General features: G+C 56.1%; 22 protein-coding genes. 12 read left to right on the top strand and 10 right to left on the bottom strand.

The genetic code is table 11. The features are described 5' to 3' along the window. Nucleotides 1–96: 96 nt before the first annotated feature. Nucleotides 97–1,479, bottom strand: coding sequence for an aspartate aminotransferase family protein (locus Q354_RS0108100; protein ID WP_027857162.1), 1,383 nt, complete (start codon nt 1,477–1,479; stop codon nt 97–99). A gap of 317 nt (nt 1,480–1,796) precedes the next feature. Beyond that, on the bottom strand, nt 1,797–2,579 hold the full coding sequence (locus tag Q354_RS0108105) for a GntR family transcriptional regulator (protein ID WP_245601011.1): 783 nt from the start codon (nt 2,577–2,579) through the stop codon (nt 1,797–1,799). A 274-nt stretch (nt 2,580–2,853) separates the two neighbouring features. On the opposite strand from Q354_RS0108105, the gene Q354_RS0108110 reads away from it, so the two are divergent. From Q354_RS0108110 to Q354_RS0108135, 6 genes are all read left to right on the top strand, one after another. Then, complete coding sequence (locus tag Q354_RS0108110) at nt 2,854–4,191, top strand: glutamine synthetase family protein (RefSeq protein WP_027857164.1); 1,338 nt, start codon at nt 2,854–2,856, stop codon at nt 4,189–4,191. 299 nt (nt 4,192–4,490) lie between these two features. Next, nucleotides 4,491–5,582 carry a polyamine ABC transporter substrate-binding protein gene (locus Q354_RS0108115; protein ID WP_027857165.1) on the top strand — a complete coding sequence of 364 codons (1,092 nt, stop codon included), beginning with the start codon at nt 4,491–4,493 and terminating at the stop codon, nt 5,580–5,582. A 190-nt stretch (nt 5,583–5,772) separates the two neighbouring features. Then, nucleotides 5,773–6,942, top strand: coding sequence for an ABC transporter ATP-binding protein (locus tag Q354_RS0108120; protein ID WP_027857166.1), 1,170 nt, complete (start codon nt 5,773–5,775; stop codon nt 6,940–6,942). 44 nt (nt 6,943–6,986) lie between these two features. After that, nucleotides 6,987–7,895 carry an ABC transporter permease subunit gene (locus tag Q354_RS0108125; protein ID WP_245601012.1) on the top strand — a complete coding sequence of 303 codons (909 nt, stop codon included), beginning with the start codon at nt 6,987–6,989 and terminating at the stop codon, nt 7,893–7,895. Next, a complete protein-coding gene (locus Q354_RS0108130) occupies nt 7,895–8,710 on the top strand; it encodes an ABC transporter permease subunit (protein ID WP_036229029.1) in 816 nt (271 codons plus the stop codon). The genes Q354_RS0108125 and Q354_RS0108130 overlap by 1 nt, the downstream gene beginning before the upstream one ends. A gap of 95 nt (nt 8,711–8,805) precedes the next feature. Beyond that, nucleotides 8,806–9,531 (top strand): glutamine amidotransferase-related protein, encoded by a 726-nt coding sequence (locus tag Q354_RS0108135; RefSeq protein WP_027857169.1) that lies wholly within the window; start codon nt 8,806–8,808, stop codon nt 9,529–9,531. A gap of 706 nt (nt 9,532–10,237) precedes the next feature. Here Q354_RS0108135 and Q354_RS0108140 read toward each other — a convergent pair. Together Q354_RS0108140 and Q354_RS0108145 are read right to left on the bottom strand one after the other, a co-directional pair. Further along, a complete protein-coding gene (locus Q354_RS0108140) occupies nt 10,238–11,365 on the bottom strand; it encodes a polyamine ABC transporter substrate-binding protein (RefSeq protein ID WP_051559986.1) in 1,128 nt (375 codons plus the stop codon). 69 nt (nt 11,366–11,434) lie between these two features. Continuing rightward, nucleotides 11,435–12,778, bottom strand: coding sequence for a glutamine synthetase family protein (locus Q354_RS0108145; protein WP_027857171.1), 1,344 nt, complete (start codon nt 12,776–12,778; stop codon nt 11,435–11,437). Nucleotides 12,779–13,176: 398 nt separating this feature from the next. Here Q354_RS0108145 and Q354_RS0108150 point away from each other — a divergent pair, with 398 nt between their 5' ends. Both Q354_RS0108150 and Q354_RS0108155 read left to right on the top strand, forming a co-directional pair. Then, complete coding sequence (locus tag Q354_RS0108150; RefSeq protein WP_027857172.1) at nt 13,177–14,460, top strand: NAD(P)/FAD-dependent oxidoreductase; 1,284 nt, start codon at nt 13,177–13,179, stop codon at nt 14,458–14,460. 69 nt (nt 14,461–14,529) lie between these two features. After that, a complete protein-coding gene (locus Q354_RS0108155; RefSeq protein WP_245601013.1) occupies nt 14,530–15,219 on the top strand; it encodes a TetR/AcrR family transcriptional regulator in 690 nt (229 codons plus the stop codon). Nucleotides 15,220–15,229: 10 nt separating this feature from the next. On the opposite strand, the gene Q354_RS0108160 is transcribed toward Q354_RS0108155, so the two are convergent. From Q354_RS0108160 to Q354_RS0108180, 5 genes are all read right to left on the bottom strand, one after another. Beyond that, complete coding sequence (locus Q354_RS0108160) at nt 15,230–16,963, bottom strand: hypothetical protein (RefSeq protein ID WP_027857174.1); 1,734 nt, start codon at nt 16,961–16,963, stop codon at nt 15,230–15,232. A gap of 190 nt (nt 16,964–17,153) precedes the next feature. Further along, nucleotides 17,154–18,014, bottom strand: a complete 861-nt coding sequence (locus tag Q354_RS25030; RefSeq protein WP_051559987.1) for a sterol desaturase family protein — start codon at nt 18,012–18,014, stop codon at nt 17,154–17,156. 12 nt (nt 18,015–18,026) lie between these two features. Continuing rightward, nucleotides 18,027–18,215 (bottom strand): hypothetical protein, encoded by a 189-nt coding sequence (locus tag Q354_RS0108170; protein WP_027857175.1) that lies wholly within the window; start codon nt 18,213–18,215, stop codon nt 18,027–18,029. Nucleotides 18,216–18,218: 3 nt separating this feature from the next. Further along, entirely contained in the window at nt 18,219–18,395 is a 177-nt protein-coding gene (locus Q354_RS28450; protein WP_169828870.1) for a hypothetical protein, read from the bottom strand. Beyond that, the gene (locus Q354_RS0108180; protein ID WP_027857176.1) at nt 18,395–19,000 is read right to left on the bottom strand and encodes a TetR/AcrR family transcriptional regulator; all 606 of its coding nucleotides are present in this window, start codon (nt 18,998–19,000) and stop codon (nt 18,395–18,397) included. Before Q354_RS0108180 ends, Q354_RS28450 begins: the two co-directional genes overlap by 1 nt. A 116-nt stretch (nt 19,001–19,116) precedes the next feature. Here Q354_RS0108180 and Q354_RS27285 point away from each other — a divergent pair, with 116 nt between their 5' ends. Further along, entirely contained in the window at nt 19,117–20,271 is a 1,155-nt protein-coding gene (locus Q354_RS27285; protein ID WP_051559988.1) for an aromatic ring-hydroxylating oxygenase subunit alpha, read from the top strand. Between the two features lie 73 nt (nt 20,272–20,344). Then, entirely contained in the window at nt 20,345–20,788 is a 444-nt protein-coding gene (locus tag Q354_RS0108190; protein ID WP_245601014.1) for an Lrp/AsnC family transcriptional regulator, read from the top strand. Between the two features lie 16 nt (nt 20,789–20,804). Here the strand turns inward: Q354_RS0108190 and Q354_RS0108195 are convergent, their stop codons facing one another. Further along, nucleotides 20,805–21,692 carry a DMT family transporter gene (locus tag Q354_RS0108195; RefSeq protein WP_156948268.1) on the bottom strand — a complete coding sequence of 296 codons (888 nt, stop codon included), beginning with the start codon at nt 21,690–21,692 and terminating at the stop codon, nt 20,805–20,807. 527 nt (nt 21,693–22,219) lie between these two features. Here Q354_RS0108195 and Q354_RS28210 point away from each other — a divergent pair. Beyond that, the gene (locus Q354_RS28210; RefSeq protein WP_156948269.1) at nt 22,220–22,636 is read left to right on the top strand and encodes a Rap1a/Tai family immunity protein; all 417 of its coding nucleotides are present in this window, start codon (nt 22,220–22,222) and stop codon (nt 22,634–22,636) included. 65 nt (nt 22,637–22,701) lie between these two features. Next, nucleotides 22,702–23,988: a GGDEF domain-containing protein gene (locus Q354_RS0108200; protein WP_027857179.1), complete on the top strand. Its 1,287-nt coding sequence runs from the start codon at nt 22,702–22,704 to the stop codon at nt 23,986–23,988. Nucleotides 23,989–24,006 lie beyond the last annotated feature (18 nt).

The raw sequence follows: 24,006 nt of genomic DNA on the forward strand, positions 1-24,006 counted from the left end.
GCGATCTTGTTCCCCGCTACGGCTGGAGGTTGTGTCTGCATTGTCTATGCCCGGAAGAAAGCGGGTGCTTACACACCCGCGTTCACCTGAGGCTGCTTAGCTAACCGATTTCAGGGTCAGGTCAAAGCAGGTCAGCGCTTTGGCGCACAGCTGGTCGACCTCTTCGCGGCTGATCACCAGCGGTGGCGACAGCACCATACGGATGCCGACGGCACGCATGATGAGGCCATTCTCGAAGCAGTGATCACGGCAGATCAGGCCGATATCCAGATCGTCCGGGAACAGCTCCTTGTTCTCCTTGTCTTTCACCAGCGCAATCCCGGCAACCAGGCCGGTGCCTTCGATATGTCCCACCAGTGGGTGATCGGCCAGGGTTTCCCGCAGCTGCTGCTGGAAGTAAGGACCGATATCCTCCGCCACGTAGCTGACGATATTTTCCTGTTTCATCAGGCGGATATTGGCGATCGCCACGGCGGCTGCGACCGGATGGCCGGAGTAGGTGAAGCCGTGGTTGAAGTCTTCATCGTGCTCGATAAAGGCGTTGGCGATACGGTCACCTACGGCGACTGCCGCGATTGGCAGATAGCCGGAGGAGAGGCCCTTGGCCATCGACATAATGTCCGGCTTAATGCCCAGGGTTTCGCTGCCGAACCAGTTGCCGGTACGACCGAAACCACAGATTACCTCGTCGGCGGCCAGCAGAATATCGTACTTATTACAGATCTTCTGAATCTCTGCCCAGTAGTTGGCCGGTGGCACTATGACACCGCCCGCACCCTGGATTGGCTCGCCGATAAAGGCGGCAACATTGTCCGGGCCCACCGCCAGAATCTTCTCTTCCAGCGCCTTGGCGCAGGCCAGACCGAACTCCTCTTCGCTCATATCGCCCGCTTCGCCATACCAGTAAGGCTGGCGGATACGTTCGATATTCGGTACCAGCGGCGCGCCCTGCTTATGCATGCCACTCATGCCACCCAGGCTGGTGCCGCCGATGGTGCTGCCGTGGTAGGCATTTTCGCGGCTGATAATGATATTGCGGTAAGGCTTACCCTTAATCGCCCAGTACTGACGCACCATGCGCAGGATAGTATCGACCGCTTCAGAGCCGGAGTTGGCAAAGAAGATATGGTTCAGGTCACCCGGCGTGACGCTGGCAATCTCTTTCGCCAGCTCGGCCGCCGGCGTATGCGTGGTCTGGAAAAAGGTGTTGTAGTAGGGCAGCACCTGCATCTGCTCGTTCGCCGCCTCGACCAGCTCTTTGCGGCCATAGCCCATATTGACACACCAGAGCCCGGCCATGCCGTCCAGGATCTTGTTGCCTTCGCTGTCCCAGATGTAGACACCTTCCGCTTTGGTAATGACGCGGGCACCTTTTTTATTCAGCGCCCCGGTATTGGTAAAGGGGTGCATATGGTGGTCGGCATCGACTGCCTGAATGTCTGCGGTCAGCGGGGAACTGTTGTTTTTATCTTCGGCCATCTTTCTCTCCCGACACTGTTTTCCGGCCTGAAGCAAAGGCTGGAAATCATGCTGTGTTTTTCAGTATGGGTTGTGATCATAAAAAACGGGAACTTGTTCCCGCCGTACTCAAAATCTTCCTTAATATTGTGATCACAAAATTGGAATGTCAACAGAAAAGCTTAGATTGGCATTGATTAAAGTATGATCGATCTGAGCACGGTGAAGGGGGTTAGGCGCGGCCGGAAATGGTTTGATGCATGATGGCCTTGGGTCTTGCCGGGTGTTGGGGAGGGTCTGCAGCCGGTGATCTGCCCGGCTGCGCAGAGGGCGAAAAATCAGCTGACGGGGGCGGCGGATTGCTCGATAAAGCGGTGCAGCAGCTCGGGGGTTGCGGCAAAGGCAAAGCCCTCGCGGATATCGGAGGAGATCGCCAGCTGCAGCGCCAGTGCATCCTGTTTTTCGATCGCCCGCATCGCTTCGTTATGACGGTCGATGACGTAGTGTTCTTCCAGTTTGCTGGTCGCCAGGCGCATAAAGGGCCCCAGTTGCAGCCACAGGCTTTCGATCAGCGGCAGGGTGACCTGATGGGGGTTGGCGGTATAGAGCGCGCGGTGAAAATTCTGGTTGAGGATGCTGATCCGTTCCAGATCCCCCTCTTCCTGGGCCAGGTCGATGCAGCGGTCCAGCTCGCGCAGTTGCTGCAGTCTGTCGTTGTCGATATAGGGCAGCGCACGGGCGGCTGCGTGGGATTCAATGGCGATTCGGGCTTCGCACAGCTCGCTGAATTTCATCGCTGTCATACGCGGTACCATGACCCGGCGGTTGCCCTGAATCTCTAAGGCGTTTTCGGCGGCCAGCTGACGCAGCGCTTCGCGTACCGGCATCGGGCTGACGTCGAGAATGGCGGCCAGTTCGCGGATGGTCAGTGCCCGGCCGGGCAGAATCTGGCCGTTCATCACCGCCGAACGCAGCGTCTGATATACCCACTGGGTGATAGTTACAGACTCATCACGCTCGGTTAAGGTGATTTCTATCGGGGATTTCTTGTCCATGACTTCACAGAACCTCTGATTAAGTCCATCGCGCTCAGGTTTACCTTCGGCAGAGGACTTTTTCATAAGGGGTAAGTCCTGAAAGCCGTTGTCGAACGGATCTGCAGGGTGCTGATCACCGAAGTCCTGGCGTTTTTTCTACCTATTCTAATGCGATCACGTTTTTCGGTGCACGCCTTTTTTATCAAAAGTCGGTATTGACCAAAAAACAGAGATGTGATCACATTAAGTTAATGTTTGTGATCACATTTGATGTGTCTGGGCTATGCTTACACCGTATTGAACGGCAGAGCACCCGGCGCGGAAACGTGCGCAAGAAGGTTTCTGGAGAGAATCTTATATGTCTTCTAATAACGATAAAGAATTCGACCTGTTTATTACCGATCTGAACGGTAATCTGCGAGGCAAACGTATGCCTGCGAATTCGGTAGGTAAGGTAATGGAAGAGGGCGTTAAGCTGCCACGTTCCGTTATCGGTTTTGATTTCTGGGGCGACGATGTACTGGATAACGGTCTGGTGTTCGAAACCGGTGACAGTGACGGCATCTGTATGCCGGTACATGATTCTCCTGTCGATGTGCCCTGGGCGGAGTCTCCGCGGGCGCAGATACTGGCAACGATGTTTAACCCGGATGGCAGCCGCTTCGGTGCCGATCCGCGTCAGGTACTGAGTGCCGTCGTTGACCGCTTTAAAGCCAAAGGCCTGACGCCGGTGGTGGCGACCGAGCTGGAGTTTTACCTGATGGATGGCAAGTCGGAAGAGACTCAGCGTCCGCGTCCACCGGTGCTGGTGGAAGGGCATGGCCGTCGCCTGTCCGAAACGGACTGCTACTCTATCGATGAGATGGACGGTCTGTCAGCGTTCTTCACCGAGGTGCGTGAAGTCTGCGACGCTCAGGGCGTACCTGCCGACACTATTATCTCGGAGCTCGGTCCGGGCCAGTTTGAGATCAACCTTAATCACGTGCCCGATCCGATGCTGGCCGGTGATCAGGCGATCATGTTCAAACGCCTGGTGCGCGGTATCGCCCGTAAACACGGTTATGCTGCGACCTTTATGGCGAAGCCTTACGCCAAGAAGAGTGGCAACGGTTTCCATGTTCACTTCAGCCTGCTGAACGAAGAGGGCATCAACGTCTTCGATAATGGCGGTGATGAAGGGACTGACCTGCTGAAACATGCGGTGGCGGGCCTGATGCACACCATGGCCGACAGCATGCTGACCTTCGCACCTCATATGAACTCCTACCGCCGCTTTATGGTCGGTGCCCATGCGCCGACCTGCGCCAGCTGGGGTTATGAGAACCGTACCGTGGCGATCCGTATCCCGGAAAGCCCGCCGGTCGCCCGTCGTATCGAGCACCGTGTTGCCGGTGCCGATGCCAACCCTTATCTGGTGCTGGCAGCGATTCTGGCCGGTGCCCTGTATGGCATCGACAACAAGCTGATGCCGCCTGCGGCGATCACCGGAGATGCCTATGCCGAAACCAATCAGGATCTGGTATTGCCGAATAAGTGGGATGATGCCACGTCTATCTTCAATAACAGCGATGTATTGAAGGAGTACCTGGGCGAGGAGTTTGTGCGTGTCTTTACCGCCGCCAAACGCCAGGAGCAGCGCAAGCTGCATGAACGGATCTCTGATGTGGAATATGAATCCTATCTCGGATTCCTCTGATCTGAAGCCTCGCATGCCTGGGCAGGCATATAAGCGGGGCTTTTTTATGGCGGTCTGTTGCTCGCATAGCGAATGCAGGCGGCCCTGAAGGTACAAATACCCCCACAAGGGTATATAGCGCCGGTAGCGGTGTAACGTACATTCAAACAGGCCCCGACAGGATTCGGGGCTGCTGGTCAGGTCGGTGGCAGCCTGCAGGTTGTTGCCGGGACTATAAAAACAACAAACGACTTTGCGGACCTTCGCGGGCGTAACACCGCTGGGGCCGCACAGAGAACGCCTGAAAATGGAGATTGTAGATGCACCATAAGAAGATTGGTTTGACTGCTGCTCTGGCACTGGCCCTTTCCACCTCAGCGATGGCTGAAGAGAAAGTCCTCAACGTTTACAACTGGTCTGACTACATCGATCCGAAAGAGATCAAGCAGTTCGAGAAAGAGACCGGTATCAAGGTTAACTACGACGTATACGATTCCAACGAAGTGCTGGAAGCCAAACTGATGTCTGGCGGCAGCGGTTACGATGTAGTGGTACCGACCGGAGCTTTTCTGGAGCGTCAGGTACAGGCCGGAATCTATGCTGAGATCGATAAGTCGAAGCTGAAGAACTACGGCAACCTGGATGAAGTGCTGGTCGAGAAAGTTGCCCGTCACGATGCCGGCAATAAGCACAATGTGCCTTATGCCTGGGGCACCATTGGCCTGGGTTACAACGAAAAGATGGTCAAAGAGCGTCTGGGTAATGTATCCCTCGACTCGCTGGACCTGATCTTCAACCCTGAGGTGGCGGCCAAGTTGGCGGATTGTGGTATTGGTCTGCTGGATTCTCCGGCAGAGGTGATGTCTATCGCCATGAACTATGCCGGAATGGACCCGAACTCAGAGAAGAAGTCCGACCTGAAGAAAGCCACTGAGCTGATGAAGTCGGTGCGCGGCAGCTACAAGTATTTCCACTCTGGTAAATATATCTCCGATCTGGCCAACGGCGAGATCTGTGTCGCGCTGGGCTACAACGGCGATATCCTGCAGGCACAGAGCCGTGCCGAGGAAGCCGGGCAGGGACATAAGATCAAATACGCTATCCCGCAGGAAGGCACGCTGGTCTGGTTTGACCTGCTGGCGATTCCGGCCGATGCGCCAAACAAGGAATCGGCCTACGCCTTTATCGACTTCATCCTGAAGCCTGAAACCAGCGCCAGCATCTCTAACTTTGTTTACTACGCCGTAGCCAACAAAGCCGCCGAGCCGCTGTTGAATAAGGATGTTATCGGAAATCCGGGAATCTACCCGTCTGATGAAGTGAAGGCTAACCTGTTTACCCAGAATGCCCACACCGCCAAGTTTGACCGCTTGCTGACCCGCGCCTGGACCGGCATTAAAACAGGTCGCTAAGCCTGTATTGATCGCTGCGGCGACCGGCGGTGGCAGTGTTGTCACCGCCGGACTGACCGGCCGTCAGCGGCGAGTGGCTAACTAAGTACTTTTTCGCGAGAGCGCTTACTTAGCCATTTCCTGAGGGACTACTGTGTGCCAGTAGCAGGATCTGATGTCCCTAATAAGAATAAATAATCGAGGGTTTGATATGACTTCGTCTCAGCCAATCGACCTGCAGAACAGCACCATCGCTTCTGCCAGCCAGCAACCACTCTGGAAACAGGAGGGTGCTGAACCTTTCCTCCGGATTGAGAATGTCACCAAGAAATTTGATGACTTCACCGCCGTCGATAATATCTCGCTGGATATCTATAAGAACGAGCTGTTCTGCCTGCTGGGCGGTTCCGGCTCGGGTAAGAGTACCCTGTTGCGTATGCTGGCCGGGTTTGAATCTCCGACCAGTGGCCGCATCCTGATCGACGGCATCGATATGGCCGGTATCCAGCCCTGGAACCGGCCGGTCAATATGATGTTCCAGTCCTACGCCCTGTTTCCCCACCTCAGTGTGGCGGACAACGTCGCCTTTGGCCTTAAGCGCGAGGGTGTCTCCCGCAGTGAAGTGAAACAGCGGGTGGCGCAGATGCTGGATATGGTGCAGCTGGGACATCTGGGCAAGCGTAAACCGCACCAGCTATCCGGTGGCCAGCGTCAGCGTGTCGCCCTGGCCCGCGCCCTGATCAAGCGTCCGAAGTTACTGTTGCTGGATGAGCCGCTGGGGGCGCTGGATAAGAAGCTGCGTGAAGAGACCCAGTTCGAGCTGATCAATATCCAGGAGGAGCTGGGCGTGACCTTCGTGGTTGTGACCCATGACCAGGAAGAGGCGATGACCCTCGCCACCCGAATCGGCGTGATGAATCACGGTGTGATTGTCCAGACCGACGAGCCGCACGATGTCTACGAGTACCCGAACAGCCGCTTCGTTGCCGAGTTTATCGGCTCGGTGAACCTGTTTGAGGGCAAGGTAATTGAGGATGAGCCGGACCGGGTACGGATCGAGTCGCCGGAAGCCGGTGCCACCCTGTATGTTAACCACGGCATCAGTTGCGCTCCGGAACAGATTGTCCATGTGGCGGTCAGGCCGGAGAAAATCAAGATCAGCCACAACCGTCCGCAGCAGCAGGACAACTGCATCCAGGGCGAGATCGAAGATATTGCCTATATGGGCAGCCTGTCGGTGTTCCGGGTACGCCTGCCGAACGGCAAGGAAGTGCGGGTAACCCAGCCGAACTTTACCCGTTCAATGGGTGACCGTTTCACCTGGAACGACAAAGTGTTTTTGTGCTGGGATGAAGAAAGCAGCGTGGTGCTGACCGCATGAGTATTCTTTCCAGAGCAGCGTTGATACACGACGCGTCATCGAGGATGACAAAATACGACTTTATCCGCCGGGTGAACTGGGGTAAGACCGCCGTGGTGGCGGTACCGGCCCTGTGGCTGGCGGTATTCTTCTTTATCCCGTTTCTGGTGGTGTTCAAGATCTCGCTGTCTGAGGCCGCCATCGCGGTGCCGCCCTACAGCGCATTGTTAGAGTGGGACTTGGAAGAGGCCTACCTGACCCTGAAGCTGAACATCGGCAATTACCTCTACCTGCTGGAGGATGCGTTCTATCTCGATGCCTATCTCAGCTCGATACGCATCGCTGCGGTGTCAACTTTTTACACCCTGATTCTGGCGTTCCCGATTGCTTATATGATCGCCCGTGCCGAGGGTGGTAAGCGGGCGCTGTTGCTGGCGCTGGTGATCCTGCCGTTCTGGACTTCGTTCCTGCTGCGGGTGTACGCCTGGATGGGCTTCCTGAAGAAGAACGGAATCGTCAATGAGTTCCTGATGGCGACCGGCATTATCGATCAGCCGCTGGTGATGCTGCAGACCGACTTCGCCGTCTATATCGGCATCGTCTATACCTACCTGCCATTTATGGTGTTGCCGCTGTACAGCGCGCTGGAAAAGATGGATATGACCCTGCTGGAGGCCGCTGAAGACCTGGGCTGCCGCCCGATACAGAGCTTCTTCCTGATCACCCTGCCGCTGGCCGTTCCGGGCATCATTGCGGGCTGTCTGCTGGTGTTTATCCCGGCGGTGGGCGAGTTTGTGATTCCGGCCCTGTTGGGTGGCTCCGATACCCTGATGATCGGACGGGTACTGTGGGATGAGTTCTTCCTCAACCGTGACTGGCCGATGGCCTCGGCGGTTGCCATCGTAATGTTGATTGTACTGGTGTTGCCGATCATGCTGATCCGTAACGGCCAGGGTAAAGAGGAGACTGTCTGATGAAACGCAGATCGATCTTTCTGAATGTTTCCGCGGGCTTCGGCTTTCTCTTTCTCTATGCGCCGATTATCGCGCTGATCATCTACAGCTTTAACAAATCCAAGCTGGTGACGGTGTGGGGCGGCTGGTCGCTGAAATGGTACGCCGAGCTGATGCAGAACGAGCAGATCATCAACGCCGCGCTGCTCAGTCTGAAAATCGCCTTTATCAGTGCCTCGCTGGCCGTGGTGCTGGGCACCATGGCCGGCTTTGTGCTCAGCCGCTTCGGGCCGTTCCGCGGCAAGATGATCCTCTCCGGCTGGATCACCGCGCCGCTGGTGATGCCAGAGGTAATCACCGGTCTCTCCCTGTTGCTGCTGTTTGTGGCGATGGAAGGGATGTTCGGCTGGCCCTCGGGCCGGGGCACCGGCACCATTATTATCGCCCATACCACTTTCTGTATGGCCTATGTGGCGGTGATCGTGCAGGCACGCTTGTCCTCGATGGATGAAACGCTGGAGGAGGCGGCGATGGACCTGGGTGCCAAACCATCCTCGCTGTTCTTCCTGGTGACCCTGCCGCTGATCGCCCCGGCGATCATCTCCGGCTGGCTGCTGTCCTTCACCCTGTCGCTGGATGACCTGGTAATCGCCAGCTTCGTCTCCGGGCCGGGTAACAGCACCCTGCCGATGGTGATCTTCTCCAAGGTCCGCTTGGGAGTAACACCGGAAGTGAATGCGCTGGCGACGCTGATGATCGCGGTAGTGGCGATTGGCGTCATCGCGGCGATGTTCCAGATGCGCCGCCAGGCACGACTGCTGGCCAAGCCGGAATAGGGCGCAGACAAGATAAAGACCCTGCCGGGCCGCCGGAATATCCGGCGGCAGGCTTGTTGTCATAACAGTAAGTAGACAGTTCTAAGGTTACAGAAATGAAGATAGGTATTCTTGCCACCGGTATTACACCGGATGAGTTGCTGGGCGAGTTTGGCTCCTACGCCGATATGTTTGTGCAGCTGTTTGATCAGGCCCGTCAGCACTTTGAGTATGAAGTGTTTGATGTCCGTGACGATCAGTTTCCCGGCGGTGCGGAACAGTGCGACGGCTGGATCATTACCGGCTCAAAGTTCAATGTCTATCAGAACCTGCCCTGGATGCTGCGCCTGAAAGAGCTGATTCTTGAGATCCATGCGGCAGGCAAGCCTCTGGTGGGGATCTGCTTCGGTCATCAGATTATTGCCGAAGCCTTTGGCGGCCATGTGGATAAATATCCGGGTGGCTGGGGTGTTGGCCTGCACAGCTACGAGCTGCGTGGCGCCAGCGGCTTTATTAAAAATGCCCCGACCTCATTCAGCATCAGCGCCATGCACCAGGATCAGGTACTGAGCAAACCGGACAATGCCGAAGTCTTCGCTTCCTCCGAATTCTGCCAGTATGCCGGCCTGATCTACGACGACCGCATTGTCACCTTCCAGGCGCACCCGGAATTCAGCTTGCCCTACGAAGATGCCCTGGTTGAGTTGCGCAAGGGCGCTGTGATCCCGGATGACGCCGCTGAAGCGGGGTTGATCAGCCTGCGTGAGCCGGATGCAGCGACCGACTCCCATCTGGTTGCCGGCTGGATGGCCGACTTCCTGAAGGAGCGCGCTACTTCGTAACAACCGAGTTTACCCTTGTGGATGACTTAGGCCCCGCCGGTGCAAACCGGAGGGGCTTTTTTTATTTGGGGGCCCTGGGAGGGTGGGGCCATTTTAATTCCCTCAACAAGGCTATCCCGCTGCGAGTCCCATCTCGATTGTTACGCACCGTGGGAATGCACAGCGGTGGAACCCTGCAAGGGGATATGGGCGCTCTGTAGCGTGGTGTTGAGGGTAGCGAAACCCACGGATCTTTGGTTGCGCCCATGGCGCTGGTTCAGGGGCTGAGGTTGTGAAGGTCTTACCCATGAATCGGTGTAGGCTGGTGATGAGCTTGCGAGTCTCGGCAAATGACTCGAATTCCTGTGTTCTTGTCGACTTCACGGCACTGTTGGGATTTGTCGCTTCGCTCCTCATCACCAACCTACAGGTTCTTGCACCGCCTCGGGGTATGGGAATCAGGCAGGGTGAGTTGGTTGTTGTGGGAGGCCGCTCTGCGGGCGAAGGGTTTGGCTGTGAGGTTCATTCGCGCACGGAGTGCACTCCTGCAATATGCCCAATCCAGAGCCGAGATCCCGTAGCGTGGTATTGAGCGCAGCGAAACCCAAGGGGAGCTGTTCTCGTTCACAGGGTCTTCTTGGCAATGCATAAAAAATCCCCGGCCGGGGCCGGGGATAAGAACGCCTTCGATGCACTTCAAAGGTGTTAAGCAAAGCGTTTAGCGGTTTTAGCGTCCTGTTTTGATATCGGACCAGAGGCGGTTTTTGATTTTCGCCAGTTTCGGCGTCGGCTGGCTGGCGACGAAGAGGCGGTCCATGGTGGCCTTATCCGGGTAGATCGCCGGGTCTGAGGCGATCTCCTTGTCGATCAGCGCGGTGGCCTCTTTATTCGGGTTGGCGTACCAGACGTAGTCGGTGATCTCGGCAATGATCTCCGGACGCAGCAGGAAGTTGATAAACTTATGTGCGTTGTCCGCATTGCCGGCATCAGCCGGGATCAGCAGCATATCGAACCACACTTCGCTGCCTTCCTTAGGAATGGCGTATTTCACTTCGACGCCATTACCGGCCTCCTCGGCCCGGGCAGCGGCCTGGAAGACATCGCCGGAGAAGCCGACTGCAACACAGCTGTCGCCGTTGGCCAGGTCGTTGATGTACTGGGAGGAGGTGAACTGCTTCACATAAGGCCGCACCGAGCGCAGCACCTTGGCCGCCGGGGCGTTGCGTTTATGGTCTGAGCGTTTCAGGCTGTTGGGATCCTGACCGGCGTAGAGCAGGGCGAAGGGGATCATCTCATCCGGTGAGTCGAGGAAGGTGACGCCACACTCGGCGAGCTTCTCCATATTCTCCGGCTTGAAGACCAGATCCCAGCTGTTGACCGGGGCATCTTCGCCCAGGGCTTCGGCCACCTGTTTCGGGTTGTAGCCCAGGCCCGTAGTGCCCCAGAGGTAAGGCACGCCGTATTTAGCGCCCGGATCTTTCTTCTCCAGCTGGGCCATCAGGGTGTCATCAAGGTGGGGCAGGTTGCTCAGCTTGCTCTTATCCAGCGGCAGGAAGATACCGGCCTTGATCTGCAGCTCCATAAAGTGCGAGCTGGGTACCACCAGGTCATAGCCTGAGTTACCGGCCAGCAGCTTGGCTTCCAGGGTCTCGTTGCTGTCGTAAACATCGTAGGTCACCTTGATGCCGGTCTCTTTCTCAAACTTGTCGATCGTTGCGTCGGCGATATAGTCAGACCAGTTGTAGATCTTCAGTACTTCCTGCGCCTGGGCCTGAATCGGTGCCAGGGCTGCGCTCAGGCCGAGGGCCAGGGCGGAGAGGGTAAATTTAACACCGGACGGTAAAGCTGTTTTCATTATTTTCGCCTCACTTACAGTCAAATTCGGATAAGATCCGGCTGCCTTGTCAGCCGGATGCCGTCGCCTTTATACGTTCATCAGCAGGTATTCACGCTCCCAGGAGCTGATCACCTTATTAAAGGTCTCAAACTCGGCACGTTTAACGCCAATGTAAGCCTTGATGAACTGCTCGCCCATGATCTCGCCCAGCTCCGGGCTTTCCTCCAGCAAGCGCAGCGCCTCTTCCAGCGTGCGTGCCAGTTCGACCATATCACCCTCTTCGGCGGCAGCGTCGAAGGTTGGCTTGGTGGGCTTGAGTTTCTCTTTTAATCCCAGATAACCACAGGCCAGGCTGGCGGCAATTGCCAGGTACGGGTTGCAGTCCGCGCCCGGGAAGCGGTTTTCAATCCGGGTGGCGGCCGCCGGTGCGTCGGGAGCACGCAAGCCGGTGGTGCGGTTATCGATGCCCCACTTCATATTTACCGGTGCCGAGATCTCCGGCTCGAAACGGCGGTAGGAGTTGACGTTGGGGGCATAGAAACTGATCGCGTTAGGGGTGTATTTCTGCAGGCCGCCTAGGAAGTGATAGAACTGCTCGCTGAATTTCTCATCCTTGCCGGCGAAGATATTCTCGCCCGTGGCGACATCGATCAGGCTCTGGTGGATATGCATCGAGCTGCCGGGCTCTGCCTGCATCGGCTTGGCCATAAAGGTGGCGTAGACCCCGTGCTTCATCGCCGTCTCACGCAGGGTGCGCTTGAACACAAACACCTGGTCGGCCAGTTTCAGCGGATCGCCGTGAAGGAAGTTGATCTCCATCTGGGCGGCACCCGATTCGTGGATCAGGGTATCCACCTCCAGCCCCTGGGCTTCGCAGTAGTCATAGAGGGTATCGATAATCGGGTCAAACTCATTCACCGCATCGATGCTATAGGACTGACGAGCCACTTCGCGACGGCCGGAGCGGCCGATGGCGGGCTTGAGTTCATAGTCCGGGTCGGTGTTCTTCTGGATCAGGTAGAACTCCACTTCCGGGGCGATGACCGGTTTCAGTCCCTCTTTCTCGTACAGCGCCAGTACCTTACGCAGCACCGAACGGCTGGAGAGGGGATGCAGTTCGCCATCGCTGGTATAGCAGTCGTTGATCACCTGTGCGGTGGGCTCGCCAGCCCAGGGAACCAGCCGCAATGTATCCGGGTCCGGCTTCAGCACCATATCGCGGTCGCTGGCATCAACAATGTCGTAGTGGTTGTCGGCCCAGTCACCGGTCACGGTCTGCACCAGCAGGGTTTCCGGGATACGTCCGCCTTTTTCGTCCAGAAACTTCTGGGTGGGGTAAAACTTGCCGCGGGCGTTGCCGGTCATATCCGGCAGGGTGGACTCTACTTCAGTTATGGCGTTCTCTTTGAGAAACCTGCGTACGGCTTCCATACATCACCTTCTGTAGTCTTTGCAGGCAGACAATCGGTTGTCTGCGTTGCTCTCATTGTGCTGCGCAGTGTGATAATTCGCCAGCGCAAAGCGGGATTATTTGGTTGAACAATGATTCGGATTGGAAAGTCTCTGAAGTGTCTTTCTAAGTCGAATCATTATTCGGCTTTAAGGCTATGTCATATCTTCCTGTGGCGCAATCAAAAAATAGAATAAATATTCGGCTTATGGGTTGTTGGATATTTCTTTAATTAGAAGTATTATTCGGTTTTGTGGCCCTGGCTGATATTTGTGCTGGCTAATCAGCATGGCAACGGGCACTATCCGGAACACCGCATTCGCAGACAGCTAACAGTGGCCTGCGGTGTCCGGCCGATCTCACCGCACGGAGACAGATTATGGGTTTGCAAGGTTACGAGTCCTCCTACTACGCCGATTCGGCCAATGAGAAAAAGAGCTATCCGCGGCTGCAGGGCGATACCGAAGCTGATATCTGCGTCATCGGCGGCGGTTTTACCGGCTTGTCGGCGGCGCTGCATCTGGCTGAGAAGGGCTATTCGGTGGTGTTGCTGGAGGCGGAGAAAGTCGGCTGGGGGGCTTCCGGACGCAATGGCGGTCAGGTCTGCCAGGGCCACAATATGGGCCATGAAGAGCTGGTGAAGAAGGTGGGCCGCCAGGCCGCCGATGCCCTGTGGCAGATGTCGCTGGAGTCGGTCGACCTGGTACGGGAACTGATCGAGCGCCACCAGATCGACTGTGACCTGAAGCGCGGCGTGCTGCATGTGGCTTCCAAGCCGGATCATGCCAGCGAGATGCGGGAAACGGTGGCGTACAAGCAGCGGGTACTGGGCTATGACGCCATTTGCTACCTGGAGAAAGCTGAAGTCTCGGAGATGCTGGGCAACGATTGTTACCACGGTGGCGAGTACTGGACCGATGCGGCCCATCTGCATCCGCTTAACTATGCCCTCGGGCTGGCAACTGCGGCGGACAAGGCGGGGGTGCGGATCTTTGAGGACAGCCGGGTTGCGCATTACCAGTCCGGTGCCACCTCCGAGGTGGTGACGGCCGAAGGGCGGGTCAGGGCGAAGTACCTGCTACTGGCCTGCAATGGTTATCTTGGCAAGCTGGAGCCGCGCATTGCCGGGAAGATCATGCCGATCAACAACTTTATTATCGCCACCGAACCGCTGGATGAAGCGACCTGTCGCCGCATCAACCGCGATGATGTGGCGGTGGCTGACTCCCGGTTTGTGATTAATTACTTCAAGCTCTCCGGTGACAACCGCCTGTTGTGGGGCGGAGGCGAGAACTACAGCAGTCGCTTCCCGTCAGATATTCCCGCCTTTGTACGCCGTTATATGCTGCAGTACTACCCTGAGTTGAGTGATGTGAAGATCGATTACGGCTGGGGCGGTACCCTGGCGATCACCCTGAACCGGATGCCCTATTTTGACCGGGTGGAGGATAACCTTTTCGTGGCGCAGGGCTATTCCGGACACGGCGTGGCGCTGGCTACCCTGGGGGGGAAACTGGTGGCGGAGGCGATCAGTGGCACGGCGGAGAAGTTTGATGTCTTTGCCCGGGTGCCAACGCCGGGCTTTCCGGGCGGTACCCTGCTGCGCTGGCCGGGACTGGTAGCGGGAATGCTCTATTACTCAATGCGTGATCGTTTTTTCTAGGGGCGTATCGGGCCATCTGTATATAATGGCGCTGCCATTCCGGCTTAGGCAGCCTCAGACAGCTTGATCATGACATCGAAATCCTCCCAGACGTGCAGCGCCGATACCAAGATGGCGGACCTGCCGAAAAAGAAGCCTCAGGATCTGAAGCCGCGTAATGCGCCGGTGCAGGGGCGCTCGAAGCAGCGCTCTAAACAGATTATCGAAGTCACCGGCGAGCTGCTGGAGCGGGTCGGACTGGATGACCTCAATACCATCCTGATCGCCAAAGAGGTCGGTATCTCGGTCGGCTCACTTTACCACTACTTCCCCAACAAACACGCCATCCTCTATGCGATGGGGTCGAGCTGGCTGGATAACGTCGAAGCAGCGCTGGATAAGATCGGCAGCTGGTCGATCGAGCAGATGGAACCGGATCAGCTGGTGGCGGATATGCTGCAGGAAAAGCTCAAGGTCTACCGCCGTCAGAAAGCAATCCTGACCCTGGTGCAGGCGATGTTTTCGGTGCCGGAGCTGCGTGAGCTGGACAGCCGCCATGACGAGCTGGAGATCGGACGGATGGCAGAGATCTTTAAGCGGATGGGGATCAACCGCCACCTGAAGGAGCGTGAACGCCTCGGGCGGCTCTATCTGGAGACCACCCATGCGATCTTCCTGGTGGTGGTGCATCAGAAAGGCGAGCGCGCTAAGCGCACGCTGAATGACCTGCAGTTTATGATTAGCAGCCTGCTGCGCCAGCAGCTGGCGCAGTCAGATTGATGCTGCCCGATCAGGCGTTACTTTCTTCCTGACCGTTCCCCATCGCCAGCAAGCTGTCCTGCTGCTGGCCGACCAGGCTATCCAGATCGATCGCCGCGCGGCTTTGCTGGATCATCGCCACCAGATCCCCGGCGTACTCTGAGGCGCGCTCCGAAGTCATCCAGTCGTTGTAATCCACCATCGCCAGGTTATCCTGCTCGCCGATCAGCCAGGCCGAGTCGATATACTTGATCACATCCTCTTCATGGGCCTTAAGCAGACCTTCAAGGGCACCGTTGCGGGGATGGATATCACCCTCAGCGGTGAGTCCGGGCGGGCGGTTAAAGCGGAAGTTATCCACCACGGTCTGCAGGTCCAGCCCCTGGGATTCATAGCCGGACAGGGCCTGGCGCACCAGCTTTTCCAGCCGCTCGGCACGTTGCACTGCCTGATTCATAATCTCCTGTTTGGCTTCCGGGCCCTGGCTCTGGTAATAGTCCAGCCCGGTCCAGATCCCCTCACGATGGATGCGGGCGTTCATGCCCTGTTCCCAGGGTTCCAGTCCGTACTGCTCAAACACCACTTGTTCAGCCTTACGGGCATTACTGTCAATGGCGAGCCACTCCTGGCGGGTTTTCGGCAGGTCATCCAGTTGCTGCTGCTTCTGGCCGACCGCTTCGAGGTTGTTGGCAAACTGGCTGGCGAATGTCTGGATCTTCTCGGCGTCGGGATGCAGGCTGCCATCATCCATCTGCGCCGGATCATTGCCGGCCGCGAGGTTATCCAGCATATCCTGCAGGCTGTAGTTGGGTTCCAGGTCACCTAGCCGGCCGTAGAAACTGTCAGACAGCGGTTGGTAGAGGGTCTGGTAGCTGGCCAGCATAGCGCTGCGTTCGTTATGCATCATCTCGCTACCGACCGCATACTTCATTCCAGCGGCATCGCCCATACGCAGGGATATCTCGATTGAACGCTGCATCAGGTCGCTGGCAGCCTTGCTGTCGTAGCGGTTATACAGGGCCGTATCGACAGTGTCGTTGAACACATTCAAGCCCTTGCCACTGTCACCGACAGTACCATCGCCGTGGCGACTCAGAATGGTTTGAGCACTGCTGACCAGGCCTTCACTGGCTTCAAAATTGCCGTTCAGGCCGCTGTAGCGGTGCTTCTCCACGATGCGGTCCAGCTCAGGTGAGCGCTCGATCTGTTTCTGATCCAGCCATTCTGAGAGGTGAGTCGGCGAGGCTTTCAGTGCTTCATAGCTGTCCAGCATCTGATTGATTTCAGATTCGTGCTGCGACCAGAATGCGTCGAGCACCTCGGCCTTGGGTAGCACCGAGCCATCGGCATTTTCGCTGGGTTTGCGCCCTTCGGCGACATTGTCCAGCAGCTGGTCGAGGTCAGCTGAGCGCGGATACTCGTCCTGCAGCATATTCGCCATCTTGTTGGAGAGGCTGAAGTAATCATCCAGATATTGGCTGGCATGGCCGCGCCGCTCGGCGGTCATCTGCTCCAGGTAGCCCGCCGCTTCCGCTCCGATATCGCCTTCGCCGATCAAGCCCCACCACTGGCTGTTGGTCTGCTCGCTCCATTGAGTGACCTGGAAGATGTCCATGCTATCCACCGACATCACATTCATGCCGCTGGTCTGTTTGCCGACCAAGCCTTCGGCAACCAGTTCCTGGACCTCTGCCCGGGTGGCCGAATGGGAGTGGATCTGGGCCGGTGCGACACCGGGAAGAAGAGTGGAAAGTGAGATATTCATTGCAAATCCCTGCCTGTTAATAAGGTTCCTTGTTTTCCGGTAATTGCGCTGCTTCAGCGGCAAGGCTTAGCCCGTTTGACCTAACCAGACTGCCGGTCGGCGGCAAGGGGTTGTGTAAAAGGGGCATTAAATACCGGAAAACAGATAACAGAGGGATTAGGGCAAGTACTGTGCCAGTGATTTTGAGTACCTATTCAACGTCTGGTTTCCAGCCCGGCGGTTTGAGCAGGTAACGGCCGAATTCGCCGATACCGCGGGCTTGCTTCAGGTCGGCATAGAGGCTGGCAAACTCATGGAACTGTACCTTCAGCGGATTGGTGCTGGTCATTGGTGTCGTCAGACCATAGGTTGGCAGGCGTTCTTCGGCCTGAAAAGTGCCGAAGATCCGGTCCCAGACGATCAGAATGCCGCCGAAGTTCTTATCGATATAGCGCTTCTCCCGACCGTGGTGAACCCGGTGGTGTGAGGGCGTATTGAGTATCCACTCCAGTGGCCCCAACTTGCCGATCATCTCGTTATGAATCCAGAACTGGTAGGCCTGCACCAGAACTTCGGCGGCAAAGATCAGTATGGGATTAAAGCCCATCAACACCAGTGGCAGATGGAACAGCACCGAAACCACCGGATCGAACAGGCTGAAACGGAAGGCGGTCGCCGTGTTGTAGACCCCGGAACTGTGGTGGACGGAATGGGCGGCCCAGAAGACACGAATCCGATGCAGGGCGTAGTGCTCGATATAGTAGGTCAGGTCTGCCAGCAGCAGCACCAACAAGGCGGTGTAGCCATTGACCGGTTGTTGCCAGGGGATATAGGCGTAGAGGCTGTAGTAAAGGTAGATGGCTGCGCCGAACACCAACAGCTCGGAAAAATAGTAGGGTACCTGGGTAAACAGGCTGGAGAGGGTTTCCAGACCACGCGCACCGGTGAAGCGGCGCGTCAGCACCTCATTGAGCAGTTCCAGACTCAAAAACAGCACCGCAAACACCAGCACCCAGTCGTAGATCATAAAGGCGCTATATTCGATATATTCCAGCCAGCTGGATTCATTCATGATCGGACTCCCTTATTTCATACCGATAAAGGCGGTGACTTCCACAGGTTGCAACACTGCTGATGTAGTTGCGGGGGAAGCGGAGGACGTCGGGAGGATGCTGTCGTAAGCCAGCGCCTGCCAACCGAGGAAGACAAACATAGCGACCATGCTCAGGCTATAGATCACCCGCAAAGCCAGGTTGCGTTTCGGCAGTGTCATCGATCAGATCTCCCAGACGAAGCAGGAGGTGGCGACCAGCAGCCAGAGTGACAGGGTGCTCCAGTAGGCCCAGGGCTCGTCACTGCGTTGAAACTCGCGGTGTAGCCAGACGCGGCCCCGTACCAGGTCGTAGCCAGCCCAGAGCAACAGTAGTATTCCCAGGATATAAGGCAGGCTCATCAGTGTGTCTCCGCTGTGGCGGGTGATTGTTGAAGTCGTTCCAACAGATAGCCTGCCGCGGTGCGGGCGGGCTGACGGTACTGGGCATTCATTCCCAGTGGCGCCAGGGAATCCAGGTTGAAGTAGATCGATACGATGCCGTAGGCGACCGCAGCCAAAGTAGCCGTTTCTGCCGCTGGATAATCGGCTTGCAGGATAGCGGCGATATCATCGGTAAAGCCCTGCAGCCACTGCTGCATCCGCTGTTGCAGGGCCGGATCCCGCCCCGCTGAGAAGATCAGGGACTCGATTACCAGCACATATTCGGCATCGCTGTACTGATCGCAGAACAGGGTATCCAGCAGTGCCTCCGGGCGCTGCTCTGCGGGTAGCGAGCTGATCATCGCCTGCCATTGCGCGGCGGACTGCTGTAATACCCGATCGACCAGCAACTGGACCAGTTCCTCCCGGTTACCGACAAAGTGGCGTACCAGGCTGCGTTTCAATCCGGATTCCTCGGCGATATGCTCCAGGGTGCTGCCTTCTAATCCATAGCGTGCGACACAGCGGTAAAAGGCATTGAGGATCTCCTCGGTACGTTCCTCTTTCTTGCTGGGGCGTCCCATGATTTGCTCTCAAGTTAAATTGTCATTTTCGACAATTTAACTTACTATCTCGTTTATTGTCAATTATGACAATTTAAATATGTAAACTTGGCTCGGACCAGAAGAGGGCTTACAAGGTGCAGAAATCACTGCCAGAGATATACCAGCAATCAGCCAGCGCAGGCGCGGATCAGGCGCACTGCCTGCCGTTTGCCGTTTACCACGATGCGGAAATCTTCGCACTGGAAGTGGCGCAGCTGTTCCACAATGACTGGGTGTTTGCCTGTGCCGAGGCGAAACTGTCTGAGCCGGGTGATTACTTTGCACTGGATATCGCCGGTGAACCGGTTGCCCTGTTACGGGGCCGTGATGGTGAACTGCGGGGACTGTCCAATATCTGCCGCCACCGGGGTACGTCACTGCTGGACGACGGCTTTGGCCGCATCGAGAAAAATATTGTCTGTCCCTATCACGCCTGGACCTATGGTGACAATGGCGACCTGAAAGGCGTGCCCTTCGATAGCGACAATCAGGTCGACAAAGATCGCCACTGCCTGCCGCATTTTGCTGTGGCTTGCTGGCAGGGGCTGGTGTTTATCAATCTGGCCGAGAAGCCGCGTCCGTTCAGCGAGCGCGTTAAGGGGCTGGATGACTATCTGGCGTTGTTTGATCTGTCGCGCTATCGGCATGGCTACCATGCCGAGGCGGAACACTGGAACGCCAACTGGAAGCTAGCACTGGAAAACGGCATGGAAAGCTACCATCTATTTAAGGTGCATAAGGAGACACTGGAACCGATGACGCCGAGCAAGCAGGCATATTATGTCGCAGGCAGCAGTGAATGGACCCTGACCGGTGGCGCCATGAAAGACAACCGTAGCAAGGTGGTGAAGTGGCTCAGTGGCAGCTATCCCGAAGCCTATAATCACTATCTGCTGCTTTCGTTGCCGCCATCACTGGTGATGGTGATCACCTATGAGGGTGTCGACTGGATTCAGGTACTGCCGGATGGCCCCGAACAGTGCCGGGTGATTCCGGGTGGCCTGACAGAAAAGCCGGTTGCCAGTTTTGACAGCCCTGAGTTTCAGTTCACGGCATCCTTTCTGGCTGAGGATCAGGCAATCTGCGAGCGGGTACAAAGGGGCATGCACGCAACCAAAGGGCAGGGGGGCAAGCTGGTGGAGATGGAACAGATTCTGGTGGACTTTCGCCACTACCTGGCAAACCGGCTATTCGCCAGCCCGCCGGCACCCTTTTCCCAGACTGAGGCGGCGCAGCTGTTCCTGAAATAGCTTGTTGGAGCGGCTTGCCGCCGCAGGCTGAAACAGGGATAGTAAGCGCCGAATCCGTGGAAGCCAAAAGACTATGATCGACGCCACCAACCGCAAGATAATCGCCGCCCTGCAGGAAAACGCCCGTATCTCCTTTGCCGAGTTGGGTAAGAAGGTTCATCTGTCCGCACCGGCGGTGGCGGAGCGTATTCGCAAGCTGGAAAGCGCCGGAGTGATTACAGGATACTCGGTGAAGGTGGATCTGGATAAGGTGGGCTATCCGATCGTGGCGCTGGTGCAGTGTAAGGTGTACCGCACCAAGGAGCGGGAATTTAAGGCATTGATGCTGAGTTACGATGAGGTGGTGGCCTGCTACAACGTGACCGGCGAGCAGGCCTTTCTGGTGAAACTGGCGGTTAAGTCGATGACCGAGCTGGACGAGATCCTTGAAGCCTTTATCGATCTGAGTGACACCAATACCATGATGATCCTCTCACAACCGGTAGACCGCGCCCTGCCCGATACCTTTTTTAAATAAATCGCCTGGAGTCCTGTCAGCTCTGGGCAACCGCTTCTTCTTCGCGTTTTCTACTTGGCCACTGGCTGACCAGCATACCCGCCAGCATCAGGCTGCAACCCAGTAGCTCCTTGCTTCCGAAATGTTCGCCCAGCAACATCCAGCCACCCAAGACCGCGAAGATCGCCTCAGTAGAGAGGATCAGTGCCGTCACACTCGGTTCGACCCGGCGCTGGGCAATAATCTGCAGGGTGCAGGCGATACCACTGGACGCGATACCGGCATAGAGCAGTGGCATCCAGGCAGCACCAAAGTCACCCAGGCTTGGCGTCTCATAGAGCATCGCAGCAATGGTCGCCCAAACCGCCGCCACCAGGAACTGGGTGATCGACAGGCCGATCGCATCCACCTTACGTGACAGCCAGCCGATAATAATTACATGCGCCGTCCAGAACAGCGCACCGATCAGCTCCAGCATATCACCGTAACCGATGGTCAAGTCCGGCCCGATCGACAGACTGTACAGGCCCAGCACCGCCAGGATCACCCCGGCCCAAACCTGCCGGTTAGTGGTCTGGCCAAGAAAGATCCCGGCAATCGGCACCAGTACGATATACATCCCGGTAATAAAGCCGGCATTCCCCGCCGTGGTATACAGCAGCCCGATCTGCTGGAAGCTGAAGCCGCCAAACATAATGGTACCCGCCGCCAGGCCTCCCCACAGCAAGGTCTTACCCTGCGGCAGGCGCTTCTTGCCCATCAGGAACCACAGCGGCACCAGCGACAAGGCTCCCAACAGGAAACGCGCAGCATTAAAACTATGCGGCCCCAGATAGTCCATCCCCGCACTCTGGGCGACAAAGGCAAAGCCCCAGATCGCCGCCACGCTCATCAGTAACAGATGTGATGGTGTAACAAATGCCATCTCTAAATTCCCCATAATAAACTGTCTCGAATGGTGGATAGTTTAGAGAGGAAGAGGGCTTTCAGAACATAGCGAAGCTAAGGATATAAAGGCTGTAGGCCTGGCTTTTTAATCTGAATTTACTTCATAGCTTTGGAATCGAAAGTTCAGGGTAGCTGGGACTCTAGCGCCTCGGTTTGCCGGTTATCCCTCCGCTGAGTCTTGCTGCGACAGAAGTGTTCTTTGGTCTGGTGAAGGTTCCTTAGTCTATGCTGAGCAATATTGCTCGTCTGACGCCGTGAAAGCCGCCAGCTTGGAATTGTGCGGGCAAATGTGTAGCCGCAAACTTTGCTGCATTGCTTGCAGGATGTCGGCGAGTCTGAGAACAGGCGCTAGTAACGGGGGGCGACCTTATCGATGACTTGAGTTGCCAAGAGATGGAATCAAAAAGAAACATGATTCATGGGTAAGAGATGAGAGTCCTATGGACAACCTTGCCCTAAATTGAGTTTTGCAGTTTTCGAGACGGCGAAATTGATGAGGTAGGTATGAAGATTATTAGCTTTTTAATTATGCTCTTTCTGACTTGGCTTCCTGCTATAGGCAATGCTGAAGTGGATGGTGATCAATCGATTTTCCCTCAACAACTAACAGCTCGTAATCTGTTAACCTACTGTGCATCGAGTTCAATGACAGAGCTTGGCAGGACGCGACAACGGTATTGCTGGGGATTCGTAAGCGGTGTTGAGGAGGCTATTCGCCTTCCGTTACAACTATCCGTGCAGTCACCTAAGAAGACGGTTTGCGTGCCTAAAGGTTTATCGTCCAGGGAGCTGGCTAAAGAGTATATTTCATATGCTGGACGTCGGGATGCTAATCTGGATCGCCCTGCTGCGCAGGTTGTAATCGAGGCGCTTTCACACGCATATCCCTGCCGTACTAAAAAATCGAAGAGAGACGTCTGATCAAGCGGGCTTTTACATCAAGTTTATAGAAGCTGGATTCAGCGTCAGGGGTTATGGAGTAAAGGATGTCCGAAAGCTGTAAATATGATCATTTAGTTCATATCAGGGATCACTCTGAGCTGGGGCTTTATGAACTGATTCCGAATGTTGTCTGGATATTCGACCTGGATAAACATGGCTGGTGGTGGGGTAACTCCGCTGCGGTATCGTTCTGGAATCTGAACACTCTGCAGGAGCTGATCGATAAGGATCTCTCCGGTGATACCCAGGGAGCACGGGATCGCACTTTGCAGACCTTTGAGTTAGCGGCAAAGGATGGCCTGACCGTTGATCCCTGGACCACCTATCCCAATGGTAAACCTAAGACGCTGCTGATGATGCACCGGGCGGTATTGCTGGGGCCTGATAAGCATCGTGGCATCATCGCCTATATCAATGAGCAGGTTAACCTGGGTGAACAGCCTGAAAACCTGCTGTTGATGGAAGCGATGCGCTATACCCGGGTACCTGCGACCAGCTTCACCTTCGAGGGTGAGCCGCTGGTTGAAAATCCCGCTGCTACTGATGCCTATAAGCATTTGCATGAGCAACCTATACCGCAGGGCGATTGTGCCTTTATCGCGCGCTTTGTTGATCGTGAGGAGGGGCGTGCCTGCCTGAAGAGGATTCAGGATGGGGAGGAGGGACGCTGGGATTTCATTATGCAAACCAGCGAGGGTTCGCGTCGCCATAGCCTGGATATTCGCCGTACCCGCCACCCTTTGAATGGCGATTTCCTGTTTCTGGTGGTCGAGTACGACTTTACCGAGTTGTATGAGGCGCTGGCAGAGGTCGAGGCTGCGCGGGCAGATCTGCATGAAATCGCCATGACTGATACCCTCACCGGCGTTAGCAGCCTGCATTATATGCAGGAGGTCGCCGCAGCGGAGATCGCTCAGGCGGCACGGGCTGATTACCAGTTGGCGGTGATGTTTATCGATTTAGATGGGTTTAAGTCGATCAACGATGCCTTTGGCCATGAAGTTGGGGATAACGTTTTGTGTGAAGTCGCACAACGCGTTAAGGCCACTATTCCAACCGAGGATATGCTGGCGCGTATCGGCGGCGATGAGTTTGTTGTGCTGCTCTCTCATGACGCCTGTGCAGCGGGTACTGAGTTTACCGCTAACAGAATACTGAAAGAGATAGAGCAGCCACTAGCCCTCAACGGATATGAGCTTAGTGTCAGCGCCAGTATAGGCATCGCCTTTTACCCTAATGATGGCCGGGACCTGGAAGCGCTGTTAAAAACCGCAGATGACGCCATGTACAGCGTTAAAAGAAATGGTAAAAATGCCTTCGCCTGTGCTTAGGTGTTTTCTAATCATCTG

The organism is Marinobacterium jannaschii DSM 6295, assembly GCF_000620085.1.
Lineage (GTDB): Bacteria > Pseudomonadota > Gammaproteobacteria > Pseudomonadales > Balneatricaceae > Pontibacterium > Pontibacterium jannaschii.

What these genes read in the sequence shown, in the direction of transcription:
- Q354_RS0108100 (WP_027857162.1), bottom strand. Translation starts at nt 1,479, where the DNA reads ATGGCCGAAGATAAAAACAACAGTTCCCCGCTGACCGCAGACATTCAG.
- Q354_RS0108105 (WP_245601011.1), bottom strand. Translation starts at nt 2,579, where the DNA reads ATGAAAAAGTCCTCTGCCGAAGGTAAACCTGAGCGCGATGGACTTAAT.
- Q354_RS0108110 (WP_027857164.1), top strand. Translation starts at nt 2,854, where the DNA reads ATGTCTTCTAATAACGATAAAGAATTCGACCTGTTTATTACCGATCTG.
- Q354_RS0108115 (WP_027857165.1), top strand. Translation starts at nt 4,491, where the DNA reads ATGCACCATAAGAAGATTGGTTTGACTGCTGCTCTGGCACTGGCCCTT.
- Q354_RS0108120 (WP_027857166.1), top strand. Translation starts at nt 5,773, where the DNA reads ATGACTTCGTCTCAGCCAATCGACCTGCAGAACAGCACCATCGCTTCT.
- Q354_RS0108125 (WP_245601012.1), top strand. Translation starts at nt 6,987, where the DNA reads ATGACAAAATACGACTTTATCCGCCGGGTGAACTGGGGTAAGACCGCC.
- Q354_RS0108130 (WP_036229029.1), top strand. Translation starts at nt 7,895, where the DNA reads ATGAAACGCAGATCGATCTTTCTGAATGTTTCCGCGGGCTTCGGCTTT.
- Q354_RS0108135 (WP_027857169.1), top strand. Translation starts at nt 8,806, where the DNA reads ATGAAGATAGGTATTCTTGCCACCGGTATTACACCGGATGAGTTGCTG.
- Q354_RS0108140 (WP_051559986.1), bottom strand. Translation starts at nt 11,365, where the DNA reads ATGAAAACAGCTTTACCGTCCGGTGTTAAATTTACCCTCTCCGCCCTG.
- Q354_RS0108145 (WP_027857171.1), bottom strand. Translation starts at nt 12,778, where the DNA reads ATGGAAGCCGTACGCAGGTTTCTCAAAGAGAACGCCATAACTGAAGTA.
- Q354_RS0108150 (WP_027857172.1), top strand. Translation starts at nt 13,177, where the DNA reads ATGGGTTTGCAAGGTTACGAGTCCTCCTACTACGCCGATTCGGCCAAT.
- Q354_RS0108155 (WP_245601013.1), top strand. Translation starts at nt 14,530, where the DNA reads ATGACATCGAAATCCTCCCAGACGTGCAGCGCCGATACCAAGATGGCG.
- Q354_RS0108160 (WP_027857174.1), bottom strand. Translation starts at nt 16,963, where the DNA reads ATGAATATCTCACTTTCCACTCTTCTTCCCGGTGTCGCACCGGCCCAG.
- Q354_RS25030 (WP_051559987.1), bottom strand. Translation starts at nt 18,014, where the DNA reads ATGAATGAATCCAGCTGGCTGGAATATATCGAATATAGCGCCTTTATG.
- Q354_RS0108170 (WP_027857175.1), bottom strand. Translation starts at nt 18,215, where the DNA reads ATGACACTGCCGAAACGCAACCTGGCTTTGCGGGTGATCTATAGCCTG.
- Q354_RS28450 (WP_169828870.1), bottom strand. Translation starts at nt 18,395, where the DNA reads ATGAGCCTGCCTTATATCCTGGGAATACTACTGTTGCTCTGGGCTGGC.
- Q354_RS0108180 (WP_027857176.1), bottom strand. Translation starts at nt 19,000, where the DNA reads ATGGGACGCCCCAGCAAGAAAGAGGAACGTACCGAGGAGATCCTCAAT.
- Q354_RS0108190 (WP_245601014.1), top strand. Translation starts at nt 20,345, where the DNA reads ATGATCGACGCCACCAACCGCAAGATAATCGCCGCCCTGCAGGAAAAC.
- Q354_RS0108195 (WP_156948268.1), bottom strand. Translation starts at nt 21,692, where the DNA reads ATGGCATTTGTTACACCATCACATCTGTTACTGATGAGCGTGGCGGCG.
- Q354_RS28210 (WP_156948269.1), top strand. Translation starts at nt 22,220, where the DNA reads ATGAAGATTATTAGCTTTTTAATTATGCTCTTTCTGACTTGGCTTCCT.
- Q354_RS0108200 (WP_027857179.1), top strand. Translation starts at nt 22,702, where the DNA reads ATGTCCGAAAGCTGTAAATATGATCATTTAGTTCATATCAGGGATCAC.